Here is a 15,643-nt window from a genome sequence, read left to right as displayed (position 1 = left end):
ATATCTCCTATTTACGAAACATTTTAAGCATGCGATGAGTGACGGCAAAGCCACCCACAATATTGATACTGGTGATGAATATTGCCAGTGTCGCGAGAATGGAAACGGTAGTGCTTTGGCTGGATACTTGCGTTATCGCACCAATAACAATAATACTACTAATGGCATTGGTTACACTCATCAGTGGTGTATGTAGAGAGTGACTGACACCCCAAACAACCATATAGCCAACAAAACAAGATAAGACAAAAACAGTTAAATGACCCATGAATTCAGCAGGGGCAATCGAACCTAAACCGAGAAGTAACGCCCCAGTAATAACAACAGGAACGAGGAAGCCAAACGCACTGGGCTTTTTTTCTTTCGCTGCAGGTTGTTTAGTTTCTTTTGGTAGTTGTTCGCTGACATCCATTTTTGGTGCCGCTGAAATACGAGGTGCTGGTGGTGGCCATGTAATCTTTCCTTGCTTAACAACCGTGGCACCACGAATTACTTCGTCTTCCATATTAAGTACGATTTGACCGTCTTTTTCTGGGCATAACTCAGTTAGCAAGTGGAAAATATTTGTCGCAAATAATTGGCTAGATTGGGCAGCCATGCGGCTAGGCAAATTGGTGTAGCCGATGATAGAAACGTCGTGAGCCTTAATAACCTTGTTGGCTTGAGTCAAACGACAGTTACCACCTGTTTCAGCCGCAAGATCGACAATGACACTGCCTGGCTTCATTGAGCGGACCATTTCTTCCGTAATAAGTTCTGGGGCTGTCTTACCGGGAATTAATGCAGTCGTAATGATAATATCGACATCTTTGGCTTGCTCAGCAAATAGCGCCATTTCAGCGGCTATGAATTCGGCGCTCATGGTTTTGGCGTAACCGCCTTCACCTGTGCCATCTTCATCAGAGAAGTCCAAAAGTAAGAATTCTGCATTCATACTCTCAACTTGCTCTTTTACTTCAGGGCGAGTATCGAATGCACGAACAATCGCTCCCATGCTCTTAGCAGCACCAATGGCTGCTAGACCAGCAACGCCTGCGCCTATAACTAATACTTTAGCTGGTGGTACTTTACCTGCTGCCGTTATTTGGCCTGTAAAAAAACGTCCAAAATGTTGGGCGGCCTCCACAACGGCACGATAGCCTGCAATGTTTGCCATGGAGCTGAGTACATCCATTTTTTGAGCTCGAGAAATGCGAGGTACTGCATCGAGCGCAACAACATTTGTTCCGCGTTCAGATAGTTGTTGAAGTTTGGTTGCATTTTGAGCGGGATGTATAAGGCTAATTAGGGTTTGGTCCTTGCCTAACAGCTCAATACCATAAAAACCAAGTTCTGGGTGCTCGACGGGAGGGCGGACTTTTACCAAGACGTCAGCGTCATGCCATAGTTGCTTGGTATCATGAACGACTTCAACCCCAGCTTCAATGTACGCTTCGTCGGAATAGGATGCAGCAACACCAGCACCGCTCTCTATCATGATATTAAAACCTAATTGCTTCACTCTGGAAGCAACGGACGGGGTCATGGCGACTCTCAATTCGCCTTCTTCAATCTCTTTTGGTATTCCGATTTTCATATTGATGCCGTTATTGTTTTTAGACTAAGTCTGTGCATTCTTTTATTTAAAAATAAAGAATGCTGCCCGTGGTTTCTGCTTAGATGCTGCTTTAGAAACGCAAGTAATTAAAAACCAGCTGTATATTGTTATATTGCATGCTAGCGTCAACAGCTGTTGTTTTCGCGACGTTTTCGTCTTCCTAAGTGGTTTCTGGGTGATTCGATCTTTGTCTTTTTTTTGTTTGTAGTGCGGGCAGGGTATCTGGCATTAGAAAATGTCGTAATAAGATAAGTTAGAGGTTGACGGATATGCGATGCTGCGCCATTCAACGCTGTAACTGGCGTAGGATGACGTGTCTAAATTTCGATGTTTTTACGATTGTAAATAAACGACAGCATTGTTCAGAAATTATTATTTATTGGTTTTTGATTCAAGTGCTAATGTATGATCTGTATCAATAGATACTAAAAAATAAAAAGTAACACTCCCGCCTGAATATGATTTTTCAATAGATAGGGCGGTGGTAGGAGGAATTACAATAATGACTACGCCGAGATTCGTGACTTGGGAGCCTTCCATCGCGCAAGCAATCATTGATGAGTATAAGTCAAAGCCAGGAGCATTATTGCCGCTTCTGCACGCGATTCAAGATCGCTTTTCATATATCCCAGAAGACGCTGTAGCGTTAATTGCTAAGGCATTAAAACTAAGCCGTGCGGAAGTGCATGGTGTTATCAGCTTTTACCACCATTTTCGAACTAAACAGCCAGGACGTCATGTTGTGGAAATCTGCCGAGCCGAAGCTTGTCAGGCCGTTGGTGCTCGTGGATTGGAATCCTATGCAAAGAGTTCCTTAGGTGTGCAATATCATCAAACTACAGCGGATAACAATATTACCTTAGAGCCTGTTTATTGCTTAGGAAATTGCAGTTGCGGACCTTCGGTTCGCGTTGGCAATGAAGTATACGCAGAAGTTGATTCGCAGCGCTTTGATGCGTTAGTAGATAGCCTTAAAACTGAGCGAGTGGAGATTCTTTGATGACTTATCGTATCCATATTCCTTCTGATACAACCGCGAAAGCGCTCGGTGCAGACCGAGTCGCTCGTTTGGTTGATATTGTTGCCAAAGAGCAAAAGCTTGATGTTGAAATACGTCGCAACGGTACTCGTGGCCTGTATTGGATCGAACCACTTCTTGAGGTGGACACTGATGAGGGTCGATATGGCTTTGGCCCAGTAAAAGAAGCTGATATAGAATCTTTGTTTGACGCTGAGTTTTGGAAGGGTAATGTCGACCACCCTTTAGCTTTAGGTTTGGTAGAGGAAATTCCTTATTTAAAACGCCAAGAGCGCTTCACATTCTCTCGCCTTGGTATCACTGATCCACTGTCATTAGACGACTATCAAGCAAATGATGGTTTTAAAGGATTAGAAAACGCCATCAAGCTGTCATCACAAGAGATCGTTGATGCTGTGAAAGAGTCCGGCCTGCGTGGTCGTGGTGGTGCAGCTTTCCCTACAGGTATTAAATGGCAAACAGTATTAAATGTAGAGTCGCCTAAAAATCAAAAATATATCGTATGTAATGCCGACGAAGGTGACTCTGGAACATTTGCGGATCGCTTGGTCATGGAGTGTGACCCATTCATGCTGATTGAAGGTATGATTATAGCGGGTCTTGCTGTTGGTGCTACGCAAGGTTATATCTACTGCCGCTCTGAATATCCGCTTTCCATTGAAAATCTTAATCAAGCGATTAAGACATCTTACGAAAACAATTTACTAGGTGCGAACATTTTGGGAAGTGGTAATCACTTTGACCTAGAAGTGCGCATGGGAGCTGGTGCGTATATCTGCGGCGAAGAAACCTCACTACTAGAAAGTCTTGAAGGTAAGCGCGGTTTAGTACGAGCGAAACCGCCATTGCCAGCGATTGTTGGTTTATTTGGTCAGCCCACAGTCGTTAACAATGTTCTGTCTTTAGCTGCTATCCCATTTATCATGGATAAAGGCGCTAAAGCCTATGCGGATGTTGGTGTTGGCCGTTCACGAGGCACCTTACCTTTCCAAGTGGCCGGTAACGTGAAGTTTGGTGGTTTGGTAGAATTGGCATTTGGTCCTACACTTAATGAATTGATGTTCGGTTTTGGTGGCGGTACACGAAGTGGCCGTCCATTGCGAGCAGTACAAGTGGGCGGCCCATTAGGCGCGTACTTGCATGAAAGTCAGTGGGATACGTCATTAGGCTATGAAGAGTTTAGTCAAAAAGAGGCCGTTCTCGGTCACGGCGGTGTGGTCATGTTTGATGATACTGTTGATATGAGTGAGCAAGCTCGATTTTCAATGGAGTTTTGTGTAGCGGAATCTTGTGGTAAATGTACCCCTTGCCGTATCGGTTCCACTCGCGGTGTTGAAGTTATTGACCGTATTCGTTCTGGTGAAAACGTGGATGGCAATCTAAATCTATTAGTCGATCTGTGTGAAACCATGGTTGACGGATCGTTATGCGCCATGGGTGGCATGACACCGTTCCCAGTACAAAGTGCGATGAAATTTTTTAAAGAAGACTTTGTTAAGAGCGCGGTTTCAACTAACAATGTAGAGGAGGTCTGATATGTTGCAATATTTTGATCCGAGTAAAGATTATGGTACGCCTGCCTCACTTAGTGAGAAGCTTGTTACGCTAGAAATTGATGGTGTTGAAGTCAATGTGCCGGAGGGTACATCTGTAATGCGCGCCGCTGCACTTTTTGACATCAACATTCCAAAGTTGTGTGCAACCGATAATTTAGAAGCATTTGGTTCTTGCCGATTGTGTGCTGTGCAAATTGAAGGGCGTCGTGGTATGCCGGCTTCATGTACAACACCGGCTGAACAAGGTATGAAAGTTACGACTCAGAACGATAAGTTAGCGAAGCTACGTCGTAATATTATGGAGTTATATATTTCCGATCACCCGCTAGACTGTCTAACTTGCCCTGCTAATGGGGACTGTGAGTTACAGGATATGGCGGGGGCTGTAGGCCTTAGAGAAGTGCGCTATGGTTTTGACGGTGAAAATCACCTAGACGCTCCTAAAGATACCTCAAACCCTTATTTTACTTTTGATGCGAGCAAGTGCATTGTTTGTTCTCGTTGTGTACGTGCCTGTGAAGAGGTTCAAGGTACATTCGCCCTGACCATTGATGGGCGTGGTTTTGACTCAAAAGTTGCTGCAGGTCAGAATGAAAACTTTCTGGAATCTGACTGTGTGTCATGTGGTGCTTGTGTACAGGCTTGTCCTACAGCGACCTTGTCTGAAAATTCTATTATAGAATTAGGGCAGCCTGAACATAGTGTTGTAACTACATGCGCTTATTGCGGTGTTGGTTGTTCATTCCGTGCAGAGATGAAAGGGGATCAATTAGTTCGTATGGTTCCTGATAAAGGTGGCGATGCAAACCATGGTCACTCTTGTGTGAAAGGGCGCTTTGCATTTGGCTACGCGACACATAAAGATCGTATTAGAACACCTATGATTCGTGATTCAATCGATCAGCCTTGGAAAGAAGTTAGCTGGGAAGAAGCAATGAGCTTCGCAGCCGGTCGTTTAAAAGGCATCCAGGCTGAGCATGGTCGTGAAAGTATTGGTGGTATCACGTCTTCTCGTTGTACTAACGAAGAAACTTACTTGGTACAAAAACTTATTCGTGCAGCGTTCGGAAATAATAATACGGATACCTGTGCTCGTGTTTGTCACAGTCCAACCGGTTATGGTTTGAAGCAGACTCTTGGTGAATCAGCAGGTACGCAAACATTTGACTCAGTTCTAAAGTCTGATTGTGTATTGGTTATTGGTGCTAACCCAACGGATGCCCATCCGGTATTTGGCTCGCTAATGCGTCGCCGTTTACGTGAAGGTGCAAGTTTGATAGTGGCTGATCCGCGTCAAATTGACCTGCTGCAAACCCCACACTTAGGTGATGCTGTGCATTTGCCTTTGCGTCCAGGATCTAACGTTGCCATGGTCAATGCAATGGCACATGTGGTTATTACCGAAGGTTTGGAAGATACGGACTTTATTGCGAAACGTTGTGAGTCTGATGCTTATGCGAAATGGAGAGCATTTATTTCTGATCCTCGCCATGCACCAGAAGCCGTAGAAGAAATTACAGGCGTTAGTGCTGAATTAGTGCGTCAATCTGCTCGCATGTTTGCTAAAGCACCTAATGCAGCCATTTATTACGGTTTGGGCGTTACTGAGCATAGTCAAGGTTCAACCATGGTAATGGGTATTGCCAACCTAGCATTAGCGACAGGCAATATTGGTCGTGACGGTGTTGGTGTTAACCCACTACGTGGACAGAATAACGTGCAAGGTTCTTGTGATATGGGTTCATTCCCTCATGAGTTACCAGGTTACCAGCATGTTTCTGATCCGATTGCTCGTGGGCGTTTTGAAGCGGCTTGGGGTGTTAAGCTTGACGATGAGCCAGGTTTACGTATCCCAAACATGTTTGACGCGGCGATTGCTGGGCAGTTCCGAGCTTTGTATGTCCAAGGTGAAGATATTGCTCAGTCCGACCCTAACACTCAACATGTTGAAGCCGCACTAAGAGCTTTAGATTGCTTGATTGTTCAGGATATCTTTCTGAATGAAACTGCTAAGTTTGCCCATGTTCTTTTGCCTGGTTCAACTTTCTTAGAGAAAAACGGTACTTTTACGAACGCCGAGCGTCGTATTAACCGCGTACGTAAAGTGATGCCACCTATTGCTGGTAAAGAAGACTGGCAAGTCACTGTTGAGCTTGCAAATGCGCTGGGTTATCCAATGGATTACAGCCATCCATCTGAAATTATGGATGAAATAGCATCACTGACGCCAAGTTTTGCTGGTGTTAACTATGACAAGTTAGACAAGCACGGAAGTTTGCAGTGGCCTTGTAATGCTGAATTTCCTGTTGGCTCTCCAATTATGCATGTTGATAGCTTTCCAACGATTGAAGGTAAAGGGCACTTTGCTATTACCGAATTTGTGCCGACAACTGAGCGAGCGAATCGTCGATTCCCATTGTTGTTAACAACCGGTCGTATCCTTAGCCAATATAATGTTGGGGCGCAAACGCGACGCACGGAAAACCAAGCATGGCATGATGAGGACATTTTAGAGCTTCACCCACATGATGCGGAAGAACGTGGTGTTAATGACGGTGATTGGCTTGGTATCAGTAGTCGCGCTGGTCAAACCGTGCTTCGCGCTCGTATTAGCGATCGTATGCAGCCTGGTGTCGTATATACGACCTTCCACCATCCTGGTAGTGGTGCGAACGTGATAACTACCAACAACTCTGACTGGGCTACTAACTGTCCTGAATATAAAGTAACGGCAGTGCAGGTTGAGAAAGTCTCTCAACCGTCTGAGTGGCAAAAAGGTTTTGTGGAAAATCATCATCGCCAACAAAAATTCCTCTCAGAAGCGACGTTGTCAGTCTCTGTTGAGGAGTGATGAATAGGTCTATCATGGCCGGCTTTTTTATTGTGATGGTGAGGACCTATCACTTTGATAAGCCGGTTCTGATATGGCTATTACTAACTGGTTTCTTGTTGTGAGAATAAGATATGCACCAAACTGAAGAAGAACATTTAATCGAAATGATTAATCAGATTGCCGTCAATAATATAAGCGCTGGAGATGATTCAGCTGTCGCCGATGTCATTGCAGGGCATGTTAAAAAGTTTTGGCCGCGACGTATGAAAACTATGTTGAACGATTGCATCGTTCAAGGTGGAAGTCAGCTTCACCCTGCAGCTTTATTAGCAGGTAAAAAGCTTTTTAGTCTTGATGCTCAATAGTGTGAAAGTCTTACTCTAAATGTTTCTTTGAAGACATTATTCATGAAAACGCCAGCATAAGCTGGCGTTTTTTATTGCTCATGAGATCTAGATACTAAAGGTCTTGAAGTGCTTTGATGCGGACTTCGATAGGAGGGTGGCTTGAGAATAGTTCGCCCAACGTCGGTGTTTTTCCGCGACGAATACCGAAAGCAAGCATAGAGTCAGGCATGCGACTTTCTTCATGTTCTTGCTGTAATCTCGCGAGGGCCGCAATCATGGCACCTTTACCTGCAAGTCTAGCGCCTGCTTCGTCTGCTCTGAACTCACGGAAACGAGAGAACCACATAACAATCATGGATGCCAAAATACCAAAGATAATTTCAAATACGAATGTCGCTATGTAATAGCCCCAGCCAACGGAACCTTCGTTATCGTCTTTGCGTAGGAACTGATCGACGGCGTAAGCAGCGATACGAGCAAAAAACATTACGAATGTGTTTACCACGCCTTGAATGAGAGACAGTGTGATCATATCGCCATTGGCAACGTGTCCAATTTCATGCCCTAGGACTGCTTTAATTTCATCTGGGGAAAATCGATCTAACATGCCGCTTGATACGGCAACCAGTGCATCGTTTTTATTCCAGCCCGTTGCGAATGCGTTGGCTTCATGCGCAGGAAATATCGCCACTTCTGGCATTTTAATGCCCGCTTTATGGGAAAGCTCTTTGACAGTATCAAGTAACCATACTTCTTTGTGATTACGAGGCTGTTCAATAACAACCGCGCCCGATCCACGTTTCGCCATCCATTTTGAAAGAAGAAGTGAAATTAAGCTGCCAGTAAAACCAAATACACCACAGAAAATTAGCAGTGATGTGAAGTCTAGACCGTTGCTGGTCATGTAACCGTTAACGCCTAAAAGACTTAAGACAATACCCGCTACCACCATGACAGCTAGGTTTGTCAGTAAAAACAGAATAATACGCATCACTATGCTCCTTAAAAGACTGTTAAGGAGCATAGTAGGGCTTTATTGGATTATTTCAAGAGAGGATTAGCGCTTTCTTAATCGACTAAGAAATGCTGCAAATCTATCCATTGCAGGTGTGAGCTCCTCAACATGAGGAAGAAAGACAAATCGGACATGGTCTGGAGTTGGCCAATTGAATCCTGTGCCTTGAACTATCAGTACTTTCTCTTCACGCAGGAATTGTAAAACTAGATCCATATCATTTTTGATTTTGTAGATTTTAGGATCTAATCGAGGGAATAAATACAACGCCCCCTCTGGCTTGTGACAATGAACGCCCGGGATAGAGTCGAGCGCCTCCCATGCCACCTTGCGCTGCTCATAGAAGCGACCACCAGGGACAATAAGCTCATTTATGCTCTGGTAACCGCCTAAAGCAGTTTGTACAGCGTGTTGAGCAGGTACGTTGGCGCACAGTCGCATTGAGCTAAGAATGTCTAAGCCTTCTATATAGTCGCTTATACCGCTTCGATCGCCCGTAATCACCATCCAGCCTGATCGAAAACCCGCTGTTCGATACACTTTTGAGAGTCCGCCAAAGGTAATGCAGGGCGCCCGACCTTCTGTAAGGGTGGCTGTCGGTATGTGCTTAGCTTCGTCATATAGAATTTTGTCGTAAATTTCATCAGAGAAAATTAGCAGATTGTGTTCTTCTGCAAGTTCAATAATTGCTTCAAGAATGCCTTTTTCATAAACCGCACCCGTTGGGTTGTTTGGGTTAATGATGACAATGGCTTTTGTTTTGTTTGAAATCTTAGAGCGAATATCGTTGATATCAGGTTGCCAGCCAGAGCCTTCATCGCACAAATAGTGCTTTACATAACCGCCAGCCAATGTAGCGGCGGCCGTCCAAAGAGGGTAGTCAGGAGCGGGGATTAATATTTCGTCACAGTCGTTTAATAGGCCTTGCATAGCCATGACGATAAGTTCACTAACACCGTTACCCATCCATACGTGGTTTACGTCGGCAGATTTAATTCCCATGGCTTGGTATTTCTGCATAACAGCTTTACGGGCAGAAAAAAGACCCTTGGATTCACAGTAGCCTTGAGAGGTTGGTAGGTTACGAATCACATCAACAAGAATTTCATCAGGCGCTTCAAACCCAAATGGAGCAGGGTTGCCTATATTTAATTTGAGTATGCGTTGACCTTCCTCTTCCATGCGAACGGCTTCTTTTAGGACTGGACCACGGATTTCATAACATATGTTGGCGAGTTTGTTTGATTTGCGAATTTGCACCACTTTATCCTTACTGAAGCTGGGCGGAGTAAAGTGCTAACTTTACTCCTTACTTCAGCGCATTCAAGGTAGAGAGTGAATTTATAAGCAATAAAATTGTTTAGATAAAACCAGTGGTGTGTTGAAGTAAAGTGCTAGCGTATAACGGAAGGAATAGCGGAGGGAATAAAAAGAGTCAAACTGCACTGGTACTTATAAAGTTTGACCCTTTTTTTATTGACTAAATCTTATTTGAGTAGGGCGATGATGTTTGGATCGCTCAATAAGCGATTGACTGTTTGGCTAGCAAGCGCATTCATGTCATCTTCAATGGCCTTTTGATAAGGCATGGTGCCATACTCATTTACCTTTTGTGATCCATAGTTAGCTTTATAGGTTTGGCCTTTGGCAGCAAGTGTTGTTTTTAGTTCAAACTCTAAAGTGGCCACTGTTTTTAATGTTTCTACTTTAGTTGTGTAGCTCATCTTAGTTATTTCGATTTGCAGATCTGCTGCAGGCATTACGCCTTGATCTGGAGTGAAGCCCATTTTGCGTAAACCTTCTAGTACACTTTCCCTAACGCTTTGCTTGACGTCATTGGTTGTGAAAATGTCAGCTCGTTCATTAAGGCCTGTTTTAATTGAGCCAACGGCATTGGTTAGGTTTGTACTGGTGGTTACGTCTATGACTCTCTCATTAGAGAGGGTTGCGGCTTTAACATCTTCTTGTGGAGTGATGCTTATATAGTGCGTTGTGGAGCAGCCTGCTAATAAAAGCGTCGATAGGGACAGGGATAAAAATAGTTGTTTCTTTAGCATAATAGCTCCGATCAGATTGATTTCTAAAGCGACTTTTTTCTAAGTTGCTTAAATTAATGAAAAAAACTGTTGATTTTAAGATTGGTAACAGTAATATACGCACCCGCTCACACAGCAAGATTAAAACGTTGTCCCGTTCGTCTAGAGGCCTAGGACACCGCCCTTTCACGGCGGTAACAGGGGTTCGAACCCCCTACGGGACGCCATCCTTTCATACGGTTGGCTGTATAGTCTACATAAAATATGTGTTGAGTGAGAAGTTTTTTGCGGGAATAGCTCAGTGGTAGAGCACAACCTTGCCAAGGTTGGGGTCGCGAGTTCGAGCCTCGTTTCCCGCTCCACTTTCTGAAACTAGAAAGTGAGTGATTAGTTGTAGCTCTATAAAAGCTAGATTGTGTCCCGTTCGTCTAGAGGCCTAGGACACCGCCCTTTCACGGCGGTAACAGGGGTTCGAACCCCCTACGGGACGCCACTTTTAAGTTTGTCTTGCAAATTGGCAAGGTGAACAAGACAGCCCACTGCTTTATGCGAATAAAGAGTAGGGGTGTTGATAATGCGGGAATAGCTCAGTGGTAGAGCACAACCTTGCCAAGGTTGGGGTCGCGAGTTCGAGCCTCGTTTCCCGCTCCACTTTCTTAAACTAGAAAGTGAGTGATTAGTTGTAGCTCTATAAAAGCTAGATTGTGTCCCGTTCGTCTAGAGGCCTAGGACACCGCCCTTTCACGGCGGTAACAGGGGTTCGAACCCCCTACGGGACGCCACTTTTAAGTTTGTCTTGCAAATTGGCAAGGTGAACAAGACAGCCCACTGCTTTATGCAAATAAAGAGTAGGGGTGTTGATAATGCGGGAATAGCTCAGTGGTAGAGCACAACCTTGCCAAGGTTGGGGTCGCGAGTTCGAGCCTCGTTTCCCGCTCCACTTTCTTAAACTAGAAAGTGAGTGATTAGTTGTAGCTCTATAAAAGCTAAATTGTGTCCCGTTCGTCTAGAGGCCTAGGACACCGCCCTTTCACGGCGGTAACAGGGGTTCGAACCCCCTACGGGACGCCACTTTTAAGTTTGTCTTGCAAATTGGCAAGGTGAACAAGACAGCCCACTGCTTTATGCGAATAAAGAGTAGGGGTGTTGATAATGCGGGAATAGCTCAGTGGTAGAGCACAACCTTGCCAAGGTTGGGGTCGCGAGTTCGAGCCTCGTTTCCCGCTCCACTTTCTTAAACTAGAAAGTGAGTGATTAGTTGTAGCTCTATAAAAGCTAAATTGTGTCCCGTTCGTCTAGAGGCCTAGGACACCGCCCTTTCACGGCGGTAACAGGGGTTCGAACCCCCTACGGGACGCCACTTTTACTTTGAAAGTAAAAAGTGTGTGAAGAGTGATATTGTTAATGTAGTAAAAAGTTTATGTCCCGTTCGTCTAGAGGCCTAGGACACCGCCCTTTCACGGCGGTAACAGGGGTTCGAACCCCCTACGGGACGCCACTTTTACCTTTAATAAAAGGTAAAATGTTGCTAAGTAGTGTATAGCAACAAACAAATGCGGGAATAGCTCAGTGGTAGAGCACAACCTTGCCAAGGTTGGGGTCGCGAGTTCGAGCCTCGTTTCCCGCTCCACTTTCTTTGATAAAGAAAGTTTTTTGTATGTCCCATTCGTCTAGAGGCCTAGGACACCGCCCTTTCACGGCGGTAACAGGGGTTCGAACCCCCTATGGGACGCCATCCTTTTTTGCGCTATCATAGCTAACCTTAATTTTTGAGTTTTTAGCCATGACTTGGTTCGTCAATTACAGATTAGACCATTCGGTTTCCGTTGCTGATCGTAGTTTGGCTTATGGCGATGGCGTGTTCGAAACTATTCGTGTTTTTCCTCAGCGTTTCTTGCAAATAAATGATCACCTCTCTCGTCTTTATCGTGGGCTATCTAAGCTTGCTATGCCTTTCTCTACAGAGCAGAAATCTTTACTGTACGACTTTTTACATTCCAATGTTTTGCCATTAATCCATGAAGAGTCCGTTGTAAAAATTATTGTGAGTCGTGGAGAAGGTGGAAGAGGCTATTTAGCGCCTGAGAACTGCATTCACTCCGTCATTATCGGTATTCTGCCTGCACCAAATTACCAACTTCATCGTCAAAAAGGCGTTTCGCTTTCTATTTCGCCTGTTCCTGTCAGTTCCAATCGTTTTCTTGCTGGAATAAAGCATTTAAATCGGCTTGAAAATGTCATCGCCAAACAATTTTTAGTATCTGCTGATTTTGAGGCCATCATGATGAATGGCAAACGAGAGTTGGTTGAATGCATCCAGAGTAATGTTTTTTGGTGTAAGCAGGGCGTTCTTTACACACCTTCACTAGAGTTGTCGGGTGTGCAGGGAACTTATCGAAAAGCCATTATTGAAAATCAAAGCAACTACACGGTCCAAGTCGGTCATTTTTTTATTAACGACCTAATGGCCGCAGACGAAATTTTTATTACGAATAGCCTGATGGGCATAGTTCCTGTTACCGAGGTTACAGGAGTATCATTTCCAATTGGAGTTCATACTCGAAAGTTACAAATTTTATTGCAAGCTAAGGATATGCATGGCGTACATTAAGTGGTTTTATCGCGCAGTTTTTTTGTCTATTACACTGTCAGCCATATTAGCTGGTTATCTTTACCATTCAATTACCGCTCCTGTAGATATAACATCTAAAGAAGAGTTTGAGGTTAAAGCGGGAGATACGGCTTTTAGCTTGGGGCACGAGTTAAGTGAAAACGGTTTGATTTCTAACCCATATTTAACACGCGTGGTTGCCAAGCTTCATCCTGAATGGGTGCCTAAGGTTGGTAAGTATGCCATCAAACCTGAGATGAACTTATTGGATATTATGGCGTTGTTTGATTCTGGACAGTCAATTTTTTATTCCATTACGTTATTGGAAGGCAAAACGACTCGGGATTTTTTGCTTGCCATGCAAGCAAGTGGCAATATCACCATGACCTTGCTTGACGCATCAAATGAAGAAATAGCGCAAAAAGTAGGACTTGATACTCAGCACCCAGAGGGTCAATTTTTTGCTAATACTTATCGTTATCATGAAGGTGATACAGATGTCAGCATACTAAAGCATGCCCATGAATTGATGACTCAAACATTGACTGATTTATGGAACAATAAAGCTGAGAACTTACCCTATGATTCGCCATATGAAGCGTTAATTATGGCCTCAATCATTGAAAAAGAAACTGGCGTGGCTTATGAACGTCCAATGATTGCGCGAGTATTTATTAGTCGATTAGAGAAGGGGATGCGACTACAAACAGATCCCACTGTTATCTATGGGCTTGGTGATTTATTTAAAGGTAATTTGACGCGCAAAGGCTTGCAAAATTCATCACCTTATAACACTTATAAAGTCTATGGTTTGCCGCCAACACCGATCGCCAATGTCGGTAGAGAAGCTATCGAAGCGGCATTAAACCCAGGGGAAACCAAGGCCTTGTATTTTGTAGCTAAAGGCGATGGGACACACGCTTTTTCTAATACGCTAAAAGAGCATAATCGCGCGGTTAGAAAATATCAGTTTAAGCGACGAGAAGACTATCGTTCGACTCCAGCGACTGCGAAATAGAGGAAGATTGTATGAGAGGTAAATTTATTTCGCTTGAGGGTGGCGAAGGCAGTGGTAAGACGACAGCGATTCACTTTATTCGTCAGTGGTTAGATGATCATAATATTCCCTATATCATGACTCGTGAGCCAGGTGGTACGCCACTTGCGGAAGAAATTCGCCAGCTAATTTTGTCACCACGAGAAGAAGTGGTGAATGATACCACTGAGCTATTGCTTGTTTTTGCAGCCAGAGCACAGCATTTAGCTGAAAAAATCCAACCTGCTTTAGATAAAGGTACATGGGTGATCAGCGACCGTTTTTTGGACTCAAGTTATGTTTACCAAGGTAAAGCTCGTGGTGGCGATATTGCCATGCTTGACCAACTAGCGAGTTGGGTTGTTGGCGATAATAAGCCAAATGCAACTCTTGTCTTAGATGTGTCTGTCGAATTAGGGCAGGAGCGCGTTGTACAGCGACAGCATCAAGACCGTTTAGATAAAGAGTCACTAGCATTCCATCAAAAAGTGCGCGACGGTTTTCTTGAGCGAGCGAAAGCGGATCCTGAAAGAGTGAAAATAGTGGATGCCAGCCAGTCTTTAGAGTCAGTCAAGATTCAGATTGAGAAAGAGCTATCACAACTTCATAAAACTTGGGTTGGTGATTGTTAAATGTCAAAAATTGCTGACTGGTTAATTCCTTGTTTGCGTCAAGTGCAAGTGCTTAAACAAACAAACAGTTTATCACATGCCTTGTTAATTACTGGCGCTGACGGTGTTGGGCAGGAAGAATTAGCCCATGAAATGGTGAAGGATTTAATGTGCGAAAAAGATCAGGCTGCCGCGTGTGGTACCTGTCATTCTTGTCAGTTGATGAGCGCTGATACGCATCCTGATTATCGTATATTGGATGGTGAGAACGCGACGATCAAAGTTGATCAAGTGCGTTTATTGGTTCGCCAAATTAGTCAAAAACCTCAGGTTGGTCAAAACAAAGTCGTATTAATTACTCATGCTCAAGCAATGAATACGAATGCGGCAAATGCCGTACTTAAAGCCCTTGAAGAACCTGCCGATCGTACTTTTTTTGTCCTAACAAGCTCTCAGTCTACTAGCTTGTTACCGACTATTCGAAGCCGATGTTTATTGGTTAATGTGCCAACTCCTAGCATGGGGGAAGTGAAGTCTTGGTTAATGCAGCAACCAGATGGTGAAGCTTTGAGCTCTCTATTTTGGCTAACCACTCAGCCATTTCGCTTATTATCTATTCACCAGCAAAATAAGACCCAATTATACACAGCCTTGCCAGATCAATTGACGAGCATGCTGCGAGGAACAACCCCCGTTAGTGTTGTGCTGAAAGGGTTGGATAGCAATAACATTGCGGACTACTGTAACGGCTTAGCAGCGATTTTACACCAGTGTATTTGTCATTCGACTGGCGCCCCTATCGATGAGGCTTTGCAGTCAATATACGAAGCGCTTATTGCTCGCCTTGGTATTCAGACTCTAATGGTACGTTATCAATCGCTGCAAAAATTGAAGTCAGACCTTCAAAAGACAAATTTAAACCCCATTATGCAACTCACACACGAATTGAATCAGTGGTAAAC

The 15,643-nt window shown here is 44.2% G+C and carries 12 protein-coding genes and 12 tRNA genes; 20 read left to right on the top strand and 4 right to left on the bottom strand.

Translation table 11 applies throughout. The annotated features are described in order from the left end of the window. Positions 1-7 precede the first annotated feature (7 nt). The gene (locus KDW99_RS10495; RefSeq protein ID WP_255824649.1) at positions 8-1,576 is read right to left on the bottom strand and encodes a Re/Si-specific NAD(P)(+) transhydrogenase subunit alpha; all 1,569 of its coding nucleotides are present in this window, start codon (positions 1,574-1,576) and stop codon (positions 8-10) included. A gap of 523 nt (positions 1,577-2,099) precedes the next feature. Between KDW99_RS10495 and KDW99_RS10490 the strand changes: the two genes are divergently transcribed. The 4 genes from KDW99_RS10490 to KDW99_RS10475 all read left to right on the top strand — a co-directional run bounded on the left by KDW99_RS10490 (position 2,100) and on the right by KDW99_RS10475 (position 7,390). Continuing rightward, the gene (locus tag KDW99_RS10490; protein ID WP_255824647.1) at positions 2,100-2,597 is read left to right on the top strand and encodes a formate dehydrogenase subunit gamma; all 498 of its coding nucleotides are present in this window, start codon (positions 2,100-2,102) and stop codon (positions 2,595-2,597) included. Continuing rightward, complete coding sequence (locus KDW99_RS10485; protein WP_255824646.1) at positions 2,597-4,171, top strand: formate dehydrogenase beta subunit; 1,575 nt, start codon at positions 2,597-2,599, stop codon at positions 4,169-4,171. The genes KDW99_RS10490 and KDW99_RS10485 overlap by 1 nt, the downstream gene beginning before the upstream one ends. 1 nt (position 4,172) lies before the next feature. Next, on the top strand, positions 4,173-7,043 hold the full coding sequence (gene fdhF, locus KDW99_RS10480) for a formate dehydrogenase subunit alpha (RefSeq protein WP_255824644.1): 2,871 nt from the start codon (positions 4,173-4,175) through the stop codon (positions 7,041-7,043). Positions 7,044-7,156: 113 nt separating this feature from the next. After that, complete coding sequence (locus KDW99_RS10475; RefSeq protein ID WP_255824642.1) at positions 7,157-7,390, top strand: formate dehydrogenase subunit delta; 234 nt, start codon at positions 7,157-7,159, stop codon at positions 7,388-7,390. A gap of 94 nt (positions 7,391-7,484) precedes the next feature. On the opposite strand, the gene htpX is transcribed toward KDW99_RS10475, so the two are convergent. The 3 genes from htpX to KDW99_RS10460 all read right to left on the bottom strand — a co-directional run bounded on the left by htpX (position 7,485) and on the right by KDW99_RS10460 (position 10,444). Beyond that, a complete protein-coding gene (gene htpX / locus KDW99_RS10470) occupies positions 7,485-8,366 on the bottom strand; it encodes a protease HtpX (RefSeq protein WP_255824641.1) in 882 nt (293 codons plus the stop codon). Between the two features lie 63 nt (positions 8,367-8,429). Beyond that, positions 8,430-9,647, bottom strand: coding sequence for a pyridoxal phosphate-dependent aminotransferase (locus KDW99_RS10465; protein WP_304941357.1), 1,218 nt, complete (start codon positions 9,645-9,647; stop codon positions 8,430-8,432). A gap of 227 nt (positions 9,648-9,874) precedes the next feature. Beyond that, on the bottom strand, positions 9,875-10,444 hold the full coding sequence (locus KDW99_RS10460) for a YajG family lipoprotein (RefSeq protein ID WP_255824637.1): 570 nt from the start codon (positions 10,442-10,444) through the stop codon (positions 9,875-9,877). Positions 10,445-10,574: 130 nt separating this feature from the next. Between KDW99_RS10460 and KDW99_RS10455 the strand changes: the two genes are divergently transcribed. The 16 genes from KDW99_RS10455 to holB all read left to right on the top strand — a co-directional run bounded on the left by KDW99_RS10455 (position 10,575) and on the right by holB (position 15,641). Further along, positions 10,575-10,650: transfer RNA gene (locus tag KDW99_RS10455), tRNA-Glu, on the top strand. Positions 10,651-10,710: 60 nt separating this feature from the next. Then, positions 10,711-10,785 (top strand) — tRNA-Gly (locus tag KDW99_RS10450). A gap of 55 nt (positions 10,786-10,840) precedes the next feature. After that, positions 10,841-10,916, top strand: a tRNA-Glu gene (locus KDW99_RS10445). Between the two features lie 83 nt (positions 10,917-10,999). Next, positions 11,000-11,074, top strand: a tRNA-Gly gene (locus tag KDW99_RS10440). Between the two features lie 55 nt (positions 11,075-11,129). Next, positions 11,130-11,205 (top strand) — tRNA-Glu (locus KDW99_RS10435). A gap of 83 nt (positions 11,206-11,288) precedes the next feature. Further along, positions 11,289-11,363: transfer RNA gene (locus tag KDW99_RS10430), tRNA-Gly, on the top strand. A gap of 55 nt (positions 11,364-11,418) precedes the next feature. Next, positions 11,419-11,494: transfer RNA gene (locus KDW99_RS10425), tRNA-Glu, on the top strand. Positions 11,495-11,577: 83 nt separating this feature from the next. Beyond that, positions 11,578-11,652, top strand: a tRNA-Gly gene (locus tag KDW99_RS10420). Positions 11,653-11,707: 55 nt separating this feature from the next. Further along, positions 11,708-11,783 (top strand) — tRNA-Glu (locus tag KDW99_RS10415). A gap of 62 nt (positions 11,784-11,845) precedes the next feature. After that, a tRNA-Glu gene (locus KDW99_RS10410) sits at positions 11,846-11,921 on the top strand. A gap of 57 nt (positions 11,922-11,978) precedes the next feature. Next, positions 11,979-12,053 (top strand) — tRNA-Gly (locus KDW99_RS10405). Between the two features lie 29 nt (positions 12,054-12,082). Continuing rightward, positions 12,083-12,158: transfer RNA gene (locus tag KDW99_RS10400), tRNA-Glu, on the top strand. 48 nt (positions 12,159-12,206) lie between these two features. Continuing rightward, complete coding sequence (gene pabC / locus KDW99_RS10395; RefSeq protein ID WP_255824635.1) at positions 12,207-13,034, top strand: aminodeoxychorismate lyase; 828 nt, start codon at positions 12,207-12,209, stop codon at positions 13,032-13,034. Continuing rightward, on the top strand, positions 13,021-14,052 hold the full coding sequence (gene mltG, locus KDW99_RS10390; RefSeq protein ID WP_255824633.1) for an endolytic transglycosylase MltG: 1,032 nt from the start codon (positions 13,021-13,023) through the stop codon (positions 14,050-14,052). Before pabC ends, mltG begins: the two co-directional genes overlap by 14 nt. A gap of 11 nt (positions 14,053-14,063) precedes the next feature. After that, entirely contained in the window at positions 14,064-14,702 is a 639-nt protein-coding gene (tmk, locus tag KDW99_RS10385) for a dTMP kinase (RefSeq protein WP_255824631.1), read from the top strand. Next, positions 14,703-15,641 carry a DNA polymerase III subunit delta' gene (gene holB, locus KDW99_RS10380; protein WP_255824629.1) on the top strand — a complete coding sequence of 313 codons (939 nt, stop codon included), beginning with the start codon at positions 14,703-14,705 and terminating at the stop codon, positions 15,639-15,641. Positions 15,642-15,643: the final 2 nt, after the last annotated feature.

Origin of the sequence: Marinomonas rhizomae (assembly GCF_024397855.1) — a bacterium.
In the GTDB taxonomy this organism is placed as follows: Bacteria; Pseudomonadota; Gammaproteobacteria; order Pseudomonadales; family Marinomonadaceae; genus Marinomonas; species Marinomonas rhizomae_A.
This window is presented reverse-complemented; position numbering and strand designations above follow the sequence as displayed.